This window comes from Streptomyces sp. NPDC060027, assembly GCF_042737005.1.
Classification (GTDB): Bacteria; Actinomycetota; Actinomycetes; order Streptomycetales; family Streptomycetaceae; genus Streptomyces.
This window is the reverse complement of the sequence record NZ_JBHWVI010000055.1, coordinates 14,305-29,074: the sequence shown is the minus strand read 5'-3', so window position 1 is coordinate 29,074 and position 14,770 is coordinate 14,305. Positions and strand designations below refer to the sequence as shown.

General features: G+C 72.3%; 14 protein-coding genes. 3 read left to right on the top strand and 11 right to left on the bottom strand.

Annotated elements, in window-relative coordinates:
• Nucleotides 1-45 precede the first annotated feature (45 nt).
• The 6 genes from ACFWBT_RS16590 to ACFWBT_RS16565 form a co-directional block, all read right to left on the bottom strand.
• Complete coding sequence (locus ACFWBT_RS16590; protein WP_385700562.1) at nucleotides 46-2,238, bottom strand: 3-hydroxyacyl-CoA dehydrogenase NAD-binding domain-containing protein; 2,193 nt, start codon at nucleotides 2,236-2,238, stop codon at nucleotides 46-48.
• A gap of 38 nt (nucleotides 2,239-2,276) precedes the next feature.
• Entirely contained in the window at nucleotides 2,277-3,491 is a 1,215-nt protein-coding gene (locus tag ACFWBT_RS16585; RefSeq protein ID WP_385700561.1) for an acetyl-CoA C-acetyltransferase, read from the bottom strand.
• A gap of 21 nt (nucleotides 3,492-3,512) precedes the next feature.
• Nucleotides 3,513-4,655 carry an acyl-CoA dehydrogenase family protein gene (locus tag ACFWBT_RS16580; RefSeq protein ID WP_385700558.1) on the bottom strand — a complete coding sequence of 381 codons (1,143 nt, stop codon included), beginning with the start codon at nucleotides 4,653-4,655 and terminating at the stop codon, nucleotides 3,513-3,515.
• 41 nt (nucleotides 4,656-4,696) lie between these two features.
• Nucleotides 4,697-5,710 carry an LLM class F420-dependent oxidoreductase gene (locus tag ACFWBT_RS16575; RefSeq protein ID WP_385700556.1) on the bottom strand — a complete coding sequence of 338 codons (1,014 nt, stop codon included), beginning with the start codon at nucleotides 5,708-5,710 and terminating at the stop codon, nucleotides 4,697-4,699.
• A complete protein-coding gene (locus ACFWBT_RS16570) occupies nucleotides 5,710-6,846 on the bottom strand; it encodes a CaiB/BaiF CoA transferase family protein (RefSeq protein ID WP_385700553.1) in 1,137 nt (378 codons plus the stop codon). Before ACFWBT_RS16570 ends, ACFWBT_RS16575 begins: the two co-directional genes overlap by 1 nt.
• Before the next feature lie 245 nt (nucleotides 6,847-7,091).
• The gene (locus ACFWBT_RS16565) at nucleotides 7,092-7,472 is read right to left on the bottom strand and encodes an MmcQ/YjbR family DNA-binding protein (protein WP_385700550.1); all 381 of its coding nucleotides are present in this window, start codon (nucleotides 7,470-7,472) and stop codon (nucleotides 7,092-7,094) included.
• 140 nt (nucleotides 7,473-7,612) lie between these two features.
• On the opposite strand from ACFWBT_RS16565, the gene ACFWBT_RS16560 reads away from it, so the two are divergent.
• On the top strand, nucleotides 7,613-8,785 hold the full coding sequence (locus ACFWBT_RS16560; RefSeq protein WP_385700548.1) for a saccharopine dehydrogenase family protein: 1,173 nt from the start codon (nucleotides 7,613-7,615) through the stop codon (nucleotides 8,783-8,785).
• 96 nt (nucleotides 8,786-8,881) lie between these two features.
• Here the strand turns inward: ACFWBT_RS16560 and mmpA are convergent, their stop codons facing one another.
• Nucleotides 8,882-9,028 carry a morphogenic membrane protein MmpA gene (gene mmpA / locus ACFWBT_RS16555; protein WP_385700598.1) on the bottom strand — a complete coding sequence of 49 codons (147 nt, stop codon included), beginning with the start codon at nucleotides 9,026-9,028 and terminating at the stop codon, nucleotides 8,882-8,884.
• 144 nt (nucleotides 9,029-9,172) lie between these two features.
• A complete protein-coding gene (locus tag ACFWBT_RS16550; protein ID WP_385700546.1) occupies nucleotides 9,173-9,862 on the bottom strand; it encodes an endonuclease V in 690 nt (229 codons plus the stop codon).
• A 233-nt stretch (nucleotides 9,863-10,095) separates the two neighbouring features.
• On the opposite strand from ACFWBT_RS16550, the gene ACFWBT_RS16545 reads away from it, so the two are divergent.
• Entirely contained in the window at nucleotides 10,096-11,106 is a 1,011-nt protein-coding gene (locus ACFWBT_RS16545) for an LLM class flavin-dependent oxidoreductase (protein WP_385700543.1), read from the top strand.
• A 45-nt stretch (nucleotides 11,107-11,151) separates the two neighbouring features.
• Here the strand turns inward: ACFWBT_RS16545 and ACFWBT_RS16540 are convergent, their stop codons facing one another.
• The gene (locus tag ACFWBT_RS16540) at nucleotides 11,152-12,258 is read right to left on the bottom strand and encodes a WD40/YVTN/BNR-like repeat-containing protein (protein WP_385700541.1); all 1,107 of its coding nucleotides are present in this window, start codon (nucleotides 12,256-12,258) and stop codon (nucleotides 11,152-11,154) included.
• Between the two features lie 272 nt (nucleotides 12,259-12,530).
• Between ACFWBT_RS16540 and ACFWBT_RS16535 the strand changes: the two genes are divergently transcribed.
• The gene (locus tag ACFWBT_RS16535; RefSeq protein WP_385700540.1) at nucleotides 12,531-12,947 is read left to right on the top strand and encodes an SsgA family sporulation/cell division regulator; all 417 of its coding nucleotides are present in this window, start codon (nucleotides 12,531-12,533) and stop codon (nucleotides 12,945-12,947) included.
• A gap of 18 nt (nucleotides 12,948-12,965) precedes the next feature.
• On the opposite strand, the gene ACFWBT_RS16530 is transcribed toward ACFWBT_RS16535, so the two are convergent.
• Nucleotides 12,966-13,802, bottom strand: coding sequence for an isocitrate lyase/phosphoenolpyruvate mutase family protein (locus ACFWBT_RS16530; RefSeq protein ID WP_385700537.1), 837 nt, complete (start codon nucleotides 13,800-13,802; stop codon nucleotides 12,966-12,968).
• A 256-nt stretch (nucleotides 13,803-14,058) separates the two neighbouring features.
• Nucleotides 14,059-14,739 (bottom strand): GPP34 family phosphoprotein, encoded by a 681-nt coding sequence (locus tag ACFWBT_RS16525; protein ID WP_385700535.1) that lies wholly within the window; start codon nucleotides 14,737-14,739, stop codon nucleotides 14,059-14,061.
• Nucleotides 14,740-14,770: the final 31 nt, after the last annotated feature.

Genomic DNA, 14,770 nt, shown 5'->3' with positions numbered 1-14,770 from the left:
GACACGTCACCCCGGTGCGTGGGCCCGGGCGTGATGCGCCCCCGGTCAGGACGCGTCGGTGAACCGCTCGCCGTTCTCCGCCTTCTCGACGAGCAGCGCCGGCGGGAGGAAGCGGTCCCCGTAGCGCTCGGCGAGTTCCCGCGCGCGGGCCACGAACGCGGCCGGTCCGGTGCCGGTCCCGCCCTCGTAGCCGTTGACGTACTGCAGGACGCCGCCGGTCCAGCCGGGGAAGCCGATGCCGAAGACGGAGCCGATGTTGGCGTCGGCGACGGAGGTCAGGACGCCTTCCTCCAGGAGCCGGACGGTGTCCAGCGCCTCGGAGAAGAGCATGCGCTCCTTCATGTCCTCGAACGGGATCTCGTGCCCCGTCTTGGTGAAGTGCTCGCGCAGCCCCGGCCACAGCTTGCCGCGCCTGCCGTCCTCGCCGTACTCGTAGAAGCCCGCGCCGCCGCTGCGCCCGGGGCGCCCGAACTCGTCGACCATGCGGTCGATGACGGCCTCGGCGGGGTGGGTCTCCCAGGTGCCGCCCGCCTCCTCGACGGCCTGCTTGGACTCCTTGCGGATCTTGCGCGGCAGGGTGAGTGTGAGCTCGTCCATGAGGGAGAGGACCTTGGCCGGGTAGCCGGCCTGGGCGGCGGCCTGCTCGACGGAGGCGGGCTCGATGCCCTCGCCGACCATCGCGACGCCTTCGTTGATGAAGTGGCCGATGACCCGGGAGGTGAAGAAACCGCGCGAGTCGTTGACGACGATCGGGGTCTTCTTGATCTGCCGTACGAGGTCGAAGGCGCGGGCGAGTGCCTCGTCGCCGGTGCGCTCGCCCTTGATGATCTCGACGAGCGGCATCTTGTCGACGGGCGAGAAGAAGTGCAGCCCGATGAAGTCGTCCTGCCGCTCGACACCCTCGGCGAGCGCGGTGATCGGCAGGGTCGAGGTGTTGGAGCAGAGCAGGGCGTCGGGCTCGACGATGTTCTGGATCTCCTGGAACACCTTGTGCTTGAGCGCGGTGTCCTCGAAGACGGCCTCGATGACGGCGTCGCAGCCCGCGAGGTCGTTCGGGTCGGCGGTGGGCGTGATGCGGGCGAGCAGTTCGTCGGCCTTCTCCTGGGTCGTACGTCCCCGGGAGACCGCCTTGGCGCAGAGCTTCTCGGAGTACGCCTTGCCCTTGGCCGCGGCCTCCGCCGTCACGTCCTTCAGGACGACGTCGATGCCCGCGCGGGCGCACGAGTAGGCGATGCCCGCGCCCATCATCCCGGCGCCGAGAACCGCGGCCCTGCGGACCGGGCGCGGCTCGATGCCCTTGGGGCGGTTGGCGCCGGAGTTCACGGCCTGGAGGTCGAAGAAGAACGCTTGGATCATGTTCTTCGAGGTCTGGCCCGCGGCCAGCTCGACGAAGTAGCGGGCCTCGATGACCTGGGCCGTCTCGAAGTCGACCTGGGAGCCCTCGACGGCGGCCGCGAGGATGTTGCGCGGGGCCGGGTAGGGCGCGCCGTTGGTCTGCTTGCGCAGGTTGGCCGGGAAGGCGGGCAGGTTGGCCGCGAACTTCGGGTTGGCCGGGGTGCCGCCCGGGATGCGGTAGCCGGGCTTGTCCCAGGGCTGCTGGGACTCGGGGTTGGCGTCGATGAACGCGCGGGCCTTGGCGAGCAGTTCCTCGGGGGTGGCGGCCACCTCGTGGACGAGGCCGTTCTCCTGGGCGCGCGTCGCGTTGTACTGCGTGCCCTGGAGGAGGACCTTCAACAGGGCGTCGGCGATGCCCAGCAGCCGTACGGTGCGGACGACTCCGCCGCCTCCGGGGAGCAGGCCGAGGGTGACCTCGGGGCAGCCGATCTTGGTGCCGGAGGTGTCGAGGGCGACCCGGTGGTGGCAGGCGAGGGCGAGCTCGAAGCCACCGCCCAGGGCCGCGCCGTTGATCGCGGCGACGACCGGCTTGCCCAGGGTCTCGATGCGGCGCAGGTCGCGCTTGATGGCGAGGCCGCCGTCGAAGAGGTCCTGGGCGGTCTCGGGGGTGACCCGGATGAGGTCGCGCAGGTCGCCGCCCGCGAAGAAGGTCTTCTTGGCGGAGGTGAAGATGACGCCCCGGATCGAGTCCTTCTCGGCTTCCAGGCGGTCGGTGATCGCTGCGAGGGAGGCGCGGAACGCCTGGTTCATGGTGTTCGCGGACTGGTTGGGGTCGTCGAGGACGAGGGTGACGACGCCGGTCTCGTCCTGTTCCCAGCGGATGGTGGTGGGCTCAGTGCTCATCAGGGGATGCTCCGTAGATCCTTGATCCGTTGGGAAGGTCAGACGCGCTCGACGATCGTGGCGATGCCCATGCCGCCGCCCACGCAGAGGGTGGCGAGGCCGTACCGCTTGTCCTGGCGCTCCAGTTCGTCGACGAGGGTGCCGAGGATCATCGCGCCGGTGGCGCCGAGGGGGTGGCCGAGCGCGATGGCGCCGCCGTTGACGTTGACCTTGTCCAGCGACAGGCCCATGTCCTTCACGAAGCGCAGGACGACGGCCGCGAAGGCCTCGTTGATCTCGACGAGGTCGATGTCGTCGATGGTCAGGCCGGCCTTGGCGAGCGCCTTGCGCGTCGCGGGCGCGGGCCCGGTGAGCATGATGGTGGGCTCGGAGCCGGAGACGGCGGCGGAGACGATCCGCGCACGCGGGGTGAGGCCGTAGCGCTCGCCGACCTCGCGGGAGCCGATGGCGACGAGCGAGGCGCCGTCGACGATGCCGGAGGAGTTGCCCGCGTGGTGGACGTGGTCGATCTGCTCGACCCAGTGGTACTTCTGCAGGGCCACGGCGTCGAAGCCGCCCAGATCGCCGATGTCGGCGAACGACGGCTTCAGCCTGGCGAGCGAGTCGGCGGTCGTGCCCGGACGCAGGAACTCGTCGTGGTCGAGGATCGTGAGACCGCTGCGGTCCTTGACGGGGACGACGGACTTCTCGAAGCGGCCGTCCTTCACGGCCGCGGCGGCACGCTCCTGGGAGAGGGCCGCGTACTCGTCGACGTCGCGGCGCGTGAAGCCCTCGATGGTGGCGATGAGGTCGGCGCCGATGCCCTGCGGAACGAAGTTGGTGGCGAGGTTGGTCATCGGGTCGGCGAACCACGCGCCGCCGTCCGAGGCCATCGGCACCCGCGACATCGACTCGACGCCGCCCGCGAGCACCAGGTCCTCCCAGCCCGAACGGATCTTCATCGCGGCCAGGTTGACGGCTTCCAGGCCCGAGGCACAGAAGCGGTTCTCCTGAACGCCGGCCACCGTGTCGGGCAGTCCGGCGGCGATCGCGGAGATACGGGCGATGTCGGAGCCCTGGTCGCCGACCGGGCCCACGACACCGAGGACGATGTCGTCGATGGCGGCCGGGTCGAGACCCGGGAAGCGCCGCTGCACCTCGTGGATGAGCCCGACGACCAGGTCGATGGGCTTGGTGCCGTGCAGGGCGCCGTTCTGCTTGCCGCGGCCGCGCGGGGTGCGGATCGCGTCGTACACGTACGCTTCGGTGCTCACTGGTAAGCCTTTCGGGGAGTGTTAGCCGAGCAGGGAACGGCCGATGATCTCCTTCATGATCTCGGTGGTCCCGCCGTAGATGGTCTGGATGCGTCCGTCGGTGAAGGCCCGGGCGACCCGGTACTCCGTCATGTAGCCGTAACCGCCGTGCAGTTGAAGGCACCGGTCGGCCACTCTCTTCTGCAGTTCGGTGGCCCACCACTTGGCCATGGAGGCGTGCACCGCGTCGAGTTCGCCGTCGGAGTGGTCGACGATGCACCGGTCGAGGAAGGTGCGGGTGACGGCGCACTCGGTGGCCATCTCGGCTATCTCGAAGCGGATGTGCTGGAGTTTCGCGAGCGGCCGCCCGAACGCCTCGCGCTCCTTCACGTACTGGGTGGTGATCTCCAGCAGGTACTCGGCACCGGCGATGGCGGCGACGGCGATTCCCATGCGCTCCTGCGCGAGGTTCGTCATGAGGTGGACGAACGCGCCGTTCAGCTCGCCGAGCAGGTTCTCCTTGGGCACGCGCACGTCGTTGAAGAACAACTCGGCGGTGTCCTGCGACTTCTGGCCGATCTTGTCGAGGTTGCGGCCGCGCTTGAAGCCTTCCGCGCCACGTTCGACGACGAGCAGCGACAGCCCGCGCGCACCGCCTTCGGGGGTGGTCTTGGCGACCACGATCACCAGGTCGGCGAGGATGCCGTTGGAGATGAAGGTCTTGGAGCCGTTGAGCAGGTAGTGGTCGCCCTTGTCCTCGGCGTGCGTGGTGATGCCCTGGAGGTCGGAGCCGGCGCCGGGTTCGGTCATCGCGATCGCCGTGATGATCGAGCCGTCGCAGAAGCCGGGCAGCCAGCGCCGCTTCTGCTCCTCGGTGGCGAGGTCCGTCAGATACGGCCCGATGATGTCGTTGTGCAGCCCGAGGGCGAGACCGGCCGCTCCCGCGCGCGTGAACTCCTCGGCGAGTACGGCGCTGTAGCGGAAGTCCGCGTTCCCGCCGCCTCCGTACTCCTCGGGCACGGCGAGTCCGAGGAGGCCCTGCTTCCCGGCCGCCAGCCAGGCGTCGCGCGAGACGATGCCGTCCTTCTCCCACTGCTCGTAGTGGGGCAGCACCTCCTTGGCGAGGAAGGTGCGCACGGTCTCGCGGAACGCGTCGTGCTCGGCGGTGAAGATCTGCCGCTTCATGCGGGGAACGCCTTCCTGGAGTTCAGACGGGGGGACACCGGCTAGAGCCAGCCCTTGACGGTTTCGACGAGCCGGGCCGGTTCCGGGCCGACGGGCGTCACGTTCAGCATCGTCACCCCGGCCTCCCGGAAGGCGGCGACGCGCTCGCGGACGTAACTCTCGGGACCGCACAGCGACATGAGCTCGCAGAACTCGTCCGGCACGGCCGCCTCCGCCTCGGTTTTGCGGCCGGACAGGTAGAGCTCCTGGATGAGGCGGGCTTCCTTCTCGTAGCCGTACGCCACCGCGAGGTCGTTGTAGAAGTTCTTGCCCGGAGCGCCCATGCCGCCGACGTAGAGGGCGATCCTGGGGCGTGCGAGGTCGCGTACGGCCGCCGCGTCCTCGCCGATCGCGAGCAGTCCGCCGGCGACGGTCCGGAGCGGTCCGAGGGCCGGGTCCCGGCGGGCGGCGCCCTCGGCCAGTGCCGCGCCCCACACCTGGTGGGCCTTCTCGGGGATGAACAGCGTGGGGAGCCAGCCGTCCGCGACCTCGGCGGTCATCCGCACGTTGGCGGGCCCCAACGAGGCGACGTACAGAGGGACTTCGGGACGCACGGGCTTGGTGAGGATCTTCAGGGGCTTGCCGAGGCCGCCGGGTCGGGGCATGTCGGTGATGCCGTGGTGGTCGATGACCTCGCGGCGCAGGATGCGGCGGGTGAGCTCGATGGTCTCGCGGGTCCGGCCGAGCGGCCTGTCGTACGCCTTCCCGTGCCAGCCCTCGACGACCTGCGGGCCGGAGGCGCCGAGCCCGATGATGGCGCGGCCCCCGGAGATCGCGTCGAGCCCGGCCGCGGTCTGCGCGATGAGCGCCGGGGTGCGCGAGTAGACGTTCAGGATCGCGGCGCCGATCTTCACGCGCTCGGTGCGGGCGGCCAGGTAGCCCATGATCGTCGGCGAGTCGAAGCCGTAGGCCTCGGCGACCCAGACGGCGTCCAGGCCGGCGGACTCCAGGGCCGCGACCTCGTCGGCGGCCTTTCGCGCGTCGCCCGCGTAGTCGAGCGGGAGGGAGAGCTCCATCAGTCGCCGTCCTTCGTCAGCCGGGGAACGTCCCAGTCACGGGCCACGTCCGCGGTGTCGGCCCCCGGCAGGGCGGGGCCGCCGCGGACCGAGGTGGGGGTGGTCGAGAAGCGCGGCGCCGGGGCCGGCTGGGTGATGCCGCCGTGGTCCACGAAGGTGCCGCGGGCGGCGAGGTGCGGGTGGCCGGGCGCCTCGCGCAGCGACAGGACCGGCGCCACGCAGGCGTCGGAGCCGTCGAAGACGGCGGTCCACTCGTCTCTCGTACGGGTCCTGAAGCGGGCGGCGACCGTCTCGCGCAGTTCCTCCCAGCGGGCCGGGTCCTTGCGGGCGGGGCCGAGTTCCGGGATGCCGAGCAGGTCGACGAACTCGTCGTAGAACCGCTGCTCCAGCGGGCCCACCGCCATGTGCCGGCCGTCGGCCGTCTCGTAGGTCCCGTAGTAGGGGCAGCCGCCGTCGAGGAGGTTGGCGTGGCGCCGGTCCTGCCAGCCGCCCGCGGCCAGCATGCCGTGGATCATCGCGGAGAGGTGCGCGGTGCCGTCGACGATGGCCGCGTCCACGACCTGCCCGGCGCCGGTCGCGCGCGCGTGGTGGAGCGCGGCGAGGACGCCGACGACGAGATAGAGCGAGCCGCCCGCGTAGTCGCCGAGGAGGTTCGCGGGGACCGCGGGCGGCTCGTCCGGCCTGCCGATCATGCCGAGGGTGCCGGTGAGCGCGATGTAGGCGATGTCGTGCCCGGCGCGGTGGGCGAGCGGGCCGTCCTGGCCCCACCCGGTCATCCGGCCGTAGACGAGCCTCGGGTTGCGGGCGTGACACGCGTCCGGGCCCACACCGAGGCGCTCGGCGACGCCGGGGCGGTACCCCTCGATCAGGATGTCGGCTCGTTCGGCCAGGTCGAGGACGCGGGCAGCGCCGTCCTCGGCCTTGAGGTCGATGATCACGGACCGCTTGTTGCGGTTGGTGACGTCGTGGGCCGGATCGACCCCGAGCCCGGGGCCGCCGGGCCGGTCCACCCGGACGACGTCCGCTCCGAGGTCGGCGAGCAGCATGGCGGCGAACGGGCCGGGGCCGATGCCCGCCAGCTCGACCACGCGCACCCCGGCGAGGGGGCCGTTCCCCGGCGTTCCTGCCTCTGCCATCAAGCCCCCAGCACTGTGACACTACTGATGTGACATCAGCGATGTTAAGAACGCGTTCCACTCCGGGCAAGCCCCTGACGAGCAAGCGCTTAGTTTATTTCCCGGTGCCGGACCGTGACCAAACCGGTCCGTACCGGGCCGGGAGGGTGGAACCGGACCCCGGGGACGGAGTGCCCGCCTGCCGCGCCGACCCGGGCGGAGCGGGTCGGCGGCCGACCGGGTACGCCCCGAACGGACCCGCGGGATCAGCCCTGGTCCAGCTCCGCGATCAGCTTCTTGGGGGCTATGACCCGGTAGCTCTCCTCGACCCAGTCGCACAGCAGCTCCGCCGCGGGAGCCCCTTGCTCCTCCAGGGGTACGCGCACCCAGCCGGCCTTGCCCAGGCCGTATCCGGCGGGCTCGGCGCCGGGCGCGGTGAGCGCGTGGGCGTGCGCCGCCTCGTCCTTGAGCTTCACCGTGATGCCCATCGGGTAGCTGCCGTCGTCGGTGCCGAGGAAGACGAAGACCTTCTTGTTGACCTTCGCGACGGTCTCGCCCCAGGGGAACTCCTCCGCGGCGCCGGGCAGACCGAGCGCGAACTCGCGCACCTTCTGCCACTTTTTCAGCGCGTTTTTCGACACGGCCACGGCTACCTCCGGCCTGTTCCTGCGACCTCGTCGTCCGACTGTTCGTCCCTCACGCTAGCCTCAGCCACCGACAACGGCGCTTCGCGCACGACGTGGCGAGCACCGCACGATCGAGCGCAGCCCATAGTGCGGAGGGTGTCATGAGCAGGCTGAACGGGACGGACCGCGCGTACGACATCGTGCTCTTCGGAGCCACGGGGTTCGTCGGGGAGCTCACCGCGGAGTACCTCGCCGCGCACGCGCCCGAAGGGCTGCGGTGGGCGATCGCCGGGCGCAGCGCGGAGAAGCTGGAACGGCTGCGGGAGCGGCTCGGCGGCGCCCCCGGTGTGCTGCGGGCGGACGTGACGGACCCGGACTCGGTGCGCGAGCTCGCCGGGCAGGCGCGCGTGGTGGCCACCACGGTGGGGCCGTACATCACCTACGGCGAGGATCTGGTGGCCGCCTGCGCGGATGCCGGGACCGACTACGTGGATCTCACCGGCGAGCCCGAGTTCGTGGACCTGATGTACGTCCGGCACGACGCCCGAGCGCGGGAGACGGGCGCGCGGCTCGTGCACGCCTGCGGCTTCGACTCGATTCCGCACGACCTGGGCGCCTACTTCACCGTGCGGCAGCTCCCGGAGGGCGTGCCGCTGCGGGTGGACGGGTTCGTGCGCTCCCAGGCGATGTTCTCGGGCGGCACCTTCGCCTCCGCGCTGAACCAGTTCGCGCGCGGCCGGCACCTGCTCGCCGCGGCGCGGGAGCGCAGGCACCACGAGCCGCGCGTGATGGGGCGCCGCGTCGAGGCCCCGCTGGGCGCGCCGCGGTTCGCCAAGGAGGTCGGGGCGTGGGCCCTGCCGCTGCCCACGATCGACGCCCAGGTGGTGCAGCGCTCGGCGCGCGCCCTGGAGCGGTACGGGCCGGACTTCCGCTACCGCCACTACGCGGCCGTCGAGCGGCTGCCCATCGCCCTCGGCGGAGTAGCCGGGGTGAGCGCGATCTTCGCGGCCGCCCAGCTGCCGCCCGCGCGCCGCTGGCTGTCCGGGCGGATCAAGCCGGGCGAGGGCCCGAGCGCCGAACTGCGGGCGAAGAGCTGGTTCTCGGTGCGCTTCGTGGGCGAGGGCGGTGGCCGGCGCGTGTACACCGAGGTCGCGGGCGGCGACCCCGGCTACGGCGAGACCGCCAAGATGCTCGCGGAGTCCGCGCTGTCCCTCGCTCTCGACGAGCTGCCGAAGACGTCGGGGCAGGTCACCCCGGCGGTGGCGATGGGCGACGCGCTGATGGAACGGCTCGTCGCGGCGGGGATCACCTTCCGGGTGGCGGCGGTCCGGTAGGACCGGGGCCCGGCAAGGGGCTCGCTCCAGCGCGGCCAGGACATCCGGGAAAGGGACCCCGGCGGGTGCGACGCGTTCGTGAGGGTCTCGCGGCCCTCACGACGCCCAGCCGATCACCGTGTAGACCATCCCGCCGATCCAGGCGAGTCCTGCCGACACGGCGAGGACCAGTGCGGCCACAACGGCGCGCTCGACGGGCCGGGTGGGGTGGGCGGCGGGCTTCGGGGCACGGTGCGTCGTCATGGGGATCAGGTTGCCGATCATGGCCGCTTCATACATCCGCACGCGTACTCAGAACACGTACTCAGACCGGCCCGGCCGACGCGTGGAAGACATCGGGCGGGCCGGCGGGTGACGGAGGCCGGGCGGGCCAACAGCCGGGAGACGTCAGGCCGTTGCCTCCTGGAGGGCCCGCCTGCACAGGGAGTCCGCGTGCCGGGTGGATTCCGGCAGGCGGTACTTCGGGGCGAGGGCGAGCGTGTGCGCGCAGGCGTTGTCGAGGTCCACGCGATGGCCGACGGACACGAACACGGGCTTGACCCCGTCCTGGGTACGCAGCGCGCGCCCCACCTCGTCGGTGCCGGCGAGCAGCGGTGAGACGCTGCCGCGCCGGACGCCCGGCTCCTCATAGGAGAAGGTGAAGGGGTTCTTGGCGACCCCGATCGTGGGGAGCCCGGTGAGGACCCCGAGGTGACTGGCGAGGCCGAAGCGGCGCGGGTGGGCGAGGCCGTACCCGTCGCACACGACCAGGCCGGGCGGGCAGGGCAGGGCGTCCAGCGCGGCCAGGACCGTCGGGATCTCGCGGAAGGCCAGCAGTCCGGGGACGTACGGGAAGGAGACCCTGCCGACGGCGGTGGCCTCGGCCACGACGTCGAGGGTCGCCGCGTCGAGGACGACGGCCGCCGCGACCACCACGTCCCGCTCGTCGTCGTAGGCGACGTCGACGCCGGTCACCCGGCCGGTGCCGGGCGGCGGGCCCGGCTCGTCGATCACCACCCGCCCGCGCAACTCGTCCTGCACGGCCCGGGCTTGTTCCTCGGTGGCGGGCCAGCCCGCGGGAATCCTCACGGTGGTCATGATGGGAACGAGCCTAAACGGCGCGGGACCGGGGCGGCGGACCAGGGGTGGGCTCCCGCTCACCCGCGGTCGAACACCGGTGGGAGCTGGCCTTGTTCATGCAACTCATGCAGCTCATGCAGCTCATGCCCGAGCGGCCTGACACAGTGCGTCCCCCGCGGCCCTGACCGGCGACCGAACCACCGTACGAGCCAGGGCGGTTGGCGCTGCCGGGCGCTTCCTATACTGACCGAATGATCACTGTTCCGCTCAGCGCGCTCGAAGTGGCCATGGTCCAGAGCGGCGCCGAGGCCGCCGACACGTTACGCGACACGACCGCGTTCGCCCAGCGCCTCGACGACCTCGGATATCTGCGTCTCTGGTACGCCGAGCACCACCATTCGCCGGCCATCGGAGCGTTCCCGCCCGTCGTGCTGACCGCCCACGCGGCCGCGTCGACGTCCTCCATCCGGGTCGGCTCCGGAGGTGTTCTCGCTCCGAACCACGCCCCGATCATGCTGGCTGAGCAGTTCGGCACGCTGTCCGCGCTGCACGACGGCCGGATCGACCTGGGCATCGGCCGGGGCCCGGGCACCTTCGACGAGTCCACGGCGCGTGCCCTGCGCCGCGGCGCGGGTCCGACCACGGACGACGAGTATCGCGACGATGTCTCGTCGACGCTGCGGCACTTGGTGGAGGAGGTCGCGCTCGACCCGCTCCCTGAGCCGTGGCTGCTGGCTTCGAGCACCGCCGGAGCCGCGCTCGCCGGGGAACTCGGACTGCCGATCGCCGTCGCCCATCACATTCGTCCGGACAACACCCTGGCCGCGCTGGCCCGTTACCGCGCGTCCTTCTCCCCCTCCCGCTGGTGTGCGCGCCCGCGGGTACTGATCTGCGTGGAGACGGTGTGCGCCGAGACGGAGAAGGAGGCGTCCTGGCTCGCCGGCCCGATGGATGTCGTCAAGGCCGGACTCCTCCAGGGACGAGGCGACATCCCCTTCCCCACACCCGCGGAAGCGGCGGCTCACCCGTTCACCGCGGAGGAGGTCCGGGCTCTGCAGAGCTTCCGCGCCCACCAGGCGCACGGTGCGCCCGAGACGGTCGCGCGGCACCTGACGGACCTGGTGGACCTGACCGGCGCGGACGAACTCATGCTGGTGACACCCGTGTACGCGCTGGCCGACCGGCTGAGATCGTACGAACTGGTCAAGCGGCACGTCGTGACGCCCACGACGCCGCCGGGGAACGCGGCTCTCCGCGGCTGATCACCGTCCTCCGGTCGCGGTGGCCGCGCTGGAACACGGCTCGGCTCAGTGCTCCAGCCGGGCGACCCGTCCCTTCTCGCCGGAGGCCCAGCAGCCCAGGTCCGGGGTGCAGTCCACGGTGTCGTACGAGCCGGTGTCGAGGGTGCGCCAGGTGCGGCCGCCGTCGGTCGTCAGGTCGGTGCCGGTGGGGCCGACCGCGAGAGCGGCGGTGCGGCTGTGCGGAAGCCAGGTGACGCCTGAGCGGTAGGCGGGCGGGGGCCGGTCCGCGGTGGTCCAGGTGCGGCCCCCGTCCGGGGTGACCGCCGCGGCCTTCGGCGAGGCCTGGTCGGCGCGGTAGTCGCCGCCGACCGCGAGGCCGTGGACCCGGTCGCGGAAGGCGAGGGCGAAGACACCGCGCGCCGGATCACCGGCGGGGACCGGGGTGTCGGTGGCGGTCCAGGTCAGCCCGCGGTCCGAGGAGTGCAGCACGCGCGCGCGTGCGCCCCCTCCCGTGGCCAGCCACACATCGCGGGGCCCCGAACCGACCAGACACTGCCCGCTCGCGGCGAAGCCGGCCTCGCCGTCCTGCGCGGCGGGCATCCCGGCGCTGGGCAGCACCTTCCAGGAACGGCCGCCGTCGCTGGTCGACAGGATGCGGAACCTGCCGTCCACCGGGTCGCTCATCGCCAGGCCGTGGCGCCGGTCCAGGAAGGTCAGGCAGTCGTAGAACGCCTTGGCGTCGGTGTTGCGGAAGGACTCCGTCCAGGTGGCACCGCCGTCCTCGGTCCTGAAGACACGGGACGCCTCGCCCTCCCCGATGGCCAGGACCACGGCCCGCCGCGCGTCGAACGCCTCGATGTCGCGGAACTCCAGGTCCGCTGCCCCGGACGGCGACACGTTCCGCCAGTGCCCGCCGCCGTCCGTGGTACGCAGCACGGTGCCCTTCGAGCCGGCCACCCACGCGGTGTCCCGGCCGACGGCGGACAGGCCACGGAACCGTACGTCCGTACCGCTGTCCTTGAGGGCCCAGTGCGGGGTCCTCGCCGCCTCGTGCGCGGGCGCGGGAACCGCCGCCGCGGGCACCGCCACCGCGAGCGCCGCGCCGAGCGCTGCCGCGCCCAGTCCCACGGTGACCGTCCGGCTCGTACGTCTCGTCTTCCCCAAGCCCCTCATGGCGGGCGAAGCTAGTCCACTCGCCCGATGTCGTCCAGATGGCCTCCCGCGGGAACCTTCGGGGCCCGCCCGGGTGTCCTCTCGGGTGTCCGGCGAGCGCGGGACGGAAAGGGATCATCACGGTCGGGGAAAGTTGATCTCCCCAGTGCATGACCTCGGTGACAGAGGTCACTCTCCTTACAGGTGCACGCGCCGGGTCATTTCTCCGTCTCTTCAATTGACCGGCCTCATCCGCCCGGAGTTCGTTCAGCCGTCACCAAGGGAGCCAGGCGTTGTCCACCGTCATCGAGCAGCCCGTTGAGGCACGCCTCGTCGCCGCCGCGCCGCGGATGCCGAGCATTCCCGCAACGCTCCACTACGACCGGACCGACCCGTTCGCCGTCCGTATGACCTTCCCCGCCCCCGCCACGCTCGAGGGCGTGGAGGTCTGCTGGACCTTCGCCCGCGAGCTGCTGGTGTCCGGCCTCGAGGACGCGGTCGGGTACGGCGACGTGCGGGTGCGGCCGTACGGCTACGACCGCACCGTGCTGGAGTTCCACGCGCCCGAGGGCACCGCCGTGGTGCATGTCCGCTCGGGCGAGGTGCGGAACTTCCTGCGGCTCACCACCGACCTGGTACCGGTCGGCCTGGAACACCTCCAGGTGGATCTGGACCACGATCTGGCGGAGCTCATGCGAGGCACCTGCTGAGCGGCGCGGTCGCCGCCCTCAGCGGGCGCGGCTCATCAGGGCGTTGAGCCCGGCGTAGTCGAGCCCGTCGGTCAGCGTCCCGTAGGTCCCCGTGCCCAGCAGCTCCCGCGCGGCACGCCGGACCAGGGCGTGCGCGGCCTGCGCGATGCTCGAACCCGCGCTGACCCGGGCCACCCCGAGGGCCGCCAGCTCGCCGACGGACGGCGCTCCGGGGCCCACCAGGATGTTCAGCGGGCCGTCGACACCCTCGACGAGCGCCTTCACGGTCACCGGATCGACGGCTCCGGGGACGAAGACGCCGTCGGCTCCGGCCGCGAGGAAGGCGGCAGCCCTCTCCAGGGTCTCCTCCACCCCGCCCGCGCCGCGCAGATACGTGTCGACGCGGGCATTGACGAACAGCGGTACGCCCGCCGCGTCGGCGGCCTCGCGGGCCGCCGCGATGCGCTCCGCCTGCTCGCCGACCGGGCGCAGCGGCCCGGCTCCCCCCGTGTGGAGCGCGTCCTCGATGTTCACGCCCACGGCGCCCGCCGCGAGTACGGCGCGGACCGTGTCCCCGACGCCCTGAGCGTCCGGCGCGTATCCGCTCTCGACGTCCGCGCTGACCGGCACCCCGACCGCGGCGGCGATCCGCGCGACGGCCGCGAGCGCGTTCTCCCTGTCCAGCCGGTCCCCGTCCGCCGTGCCCAGATCCCAGGCCAGCCCCGCGCTGCTCGTCGCCACCGCGGCCGCGCCGGCCTCTTCGACGATCCGGGCGCTGGCCGTGTCCCAGGCGTTCGGCAGCACGAGGGGGCGGCCGGGCACATGCAGGGCGCGGAAGGCGAGGGCGGTTTCGCGGAGCTGCTCGGTGTTCGTCATGGGAACGACCCAAGCACGGGCGGTGCGACGGGGGCTGGCGGGAATCCGACGTGAACGTGGCAGGCGCGCCCCCGTACGGGAACCCCGGCCCCCGGGGCGCGCGTCGGCCCCGCGCCCATGCGGTGCGGGGTGGCGGAAGCCGTGCCCGGCACCCCGCGCGCACGGGGCAAGGGGCCCGCCCACGCCCGTCGAGCCGAACGCGCCCGTGGCCGCCGCCCCACGTTCCGAGGAGAGCGGGGATCGACCCCCGGAACGTTCAGCTCCCGGTGGTCGAGGCCGTGGACGATGCCGTCGTCGTCGCCACGATCACCGCCGTACGGACCTCCTGGATGACCTTCCTCAGGGCCGGAGCCGCCGCGCCGCCGCGTTCGGTGAGTTCGTCGATGCGGGCCTTGTGGAGCTTGCGGTCCTTGGGCGACGCGAGCGTGCGGAGCTCGGCCGCGGTGGCGAGGGCCACGAGGGCGGCGTCGCGGTCGGAGACCTCGGCGACGGGCAGCGGTCCTTCCAGCACCTGCCGGGCCTCCGCGCGCAGCGCCTCCACGGCGGGCACCCGGTCCAGCTCGTACTCCACGGAGGGGAAGAGTCCGAGGACCCGCTTCCGCTCCGCCCTCAGGTATCCCCCGGCGGCGAGCTGGGCGCGTACGGCGTCCAGGGTGACCCGGGCCCGCAGCGTGACCCAGGGCTTCCACTTGCGGGGCCGGGACTCCGCGACGAGCTCCAGGAGCCCGTCGAGGACGAGGTCCCCTGTCCGGGAGTCGGGGTCCACGGGGGTGACGATGCCGTCGTCGTCGAGGAGCAGCCCGCGCTGGGCCAGCTCGGTCAGGGCACCGGCGCGCACCAGGTGATGCAGGTGGGTGGAGCCGGTGACCTTCAGCTTCGTGGTGTCCCAGGCCAGGAGGTAGAGCCGGGCGGGCAGCGAGAGCGAGCCGTTCGGCACGGGATCTCCTTGGTTCGTCGGGGTGGCGCGT

Bases quoted from the DNA above. Each gene is read 5' to 3' on its own strand.
- ACFWBT_RS16590 (WP_385700562.1), bottom strand. From the start codon at position 2,238: ATGAGCACTGAGCCCACCACCATCCGCTGGGAACAGGACGAGACCGGC.
- ACFWBT_RS16580 (WP_385700558.1), bottom strand. From the start codon at position 4,655: ATGAAGCGGCAGATCTTCACCGCCGAGCACGACGCGTTCCGCGAGACC.
- ACFWBT_RS16575 (WP_385700556.1), bottom strand. From the start codon at position 5,710: ATGGAGCTCTCCCTCCCGCTCGACTACGCGGGCGACGCGCGAAAGGCC.
- ACFWBT_RS16570 (WP_385700553.1), bottom strand. From the start codon at position 6,846: ATGGCAGAGGCAGGAACGCCGGGGAACGGCCCCCTCGCCGGGGTGCGC.
- ACFWBT_RS16560 (WP_385700548.1), top strand. From the start codon at position 7,613: ATGAGCAGGCTGAACGGGACGGACCGCGCGTACGACATCGTGCTCTTC.
- mmpA (WP_385700598.1), bottom strand. From the start codon at position 9,028: ATGACGACGCACCGTGCCCCGAAGCCCGCCGCCCACCCCACCCGGCCC.
- ACFWBT_RS16550 (WP_385700546.1), bottom strand. From the start codon at position 9,862: ATGACCACCGTGAGGATTCCCGCGGGCTGGCCCGCCACCGAGGAACAA.
- ACFWBT_RS16545 (WP_385700543.1), top strand. From the start codon at position 10,096: ATGATCACTGTTCCGCTCAGCGCGCTCGAAGTGGCCATGGTCCAGAGC.
- ACFWBT_RS16540 (WP_385700541.1), bottom strand. From the start codon at position 12,258: ATGAGGGGCTTGGGGAAGACGAGACGTACGAGCCGGACGGTCACCGTG.
- ACFWBT_RS16530 (WP_385700537.1), bottom strand. From the start codon at position 13,802: ATGACGAACACCGAGCAGCTCCGCGAAACCGCCCTCGCCTTCCGCGCC.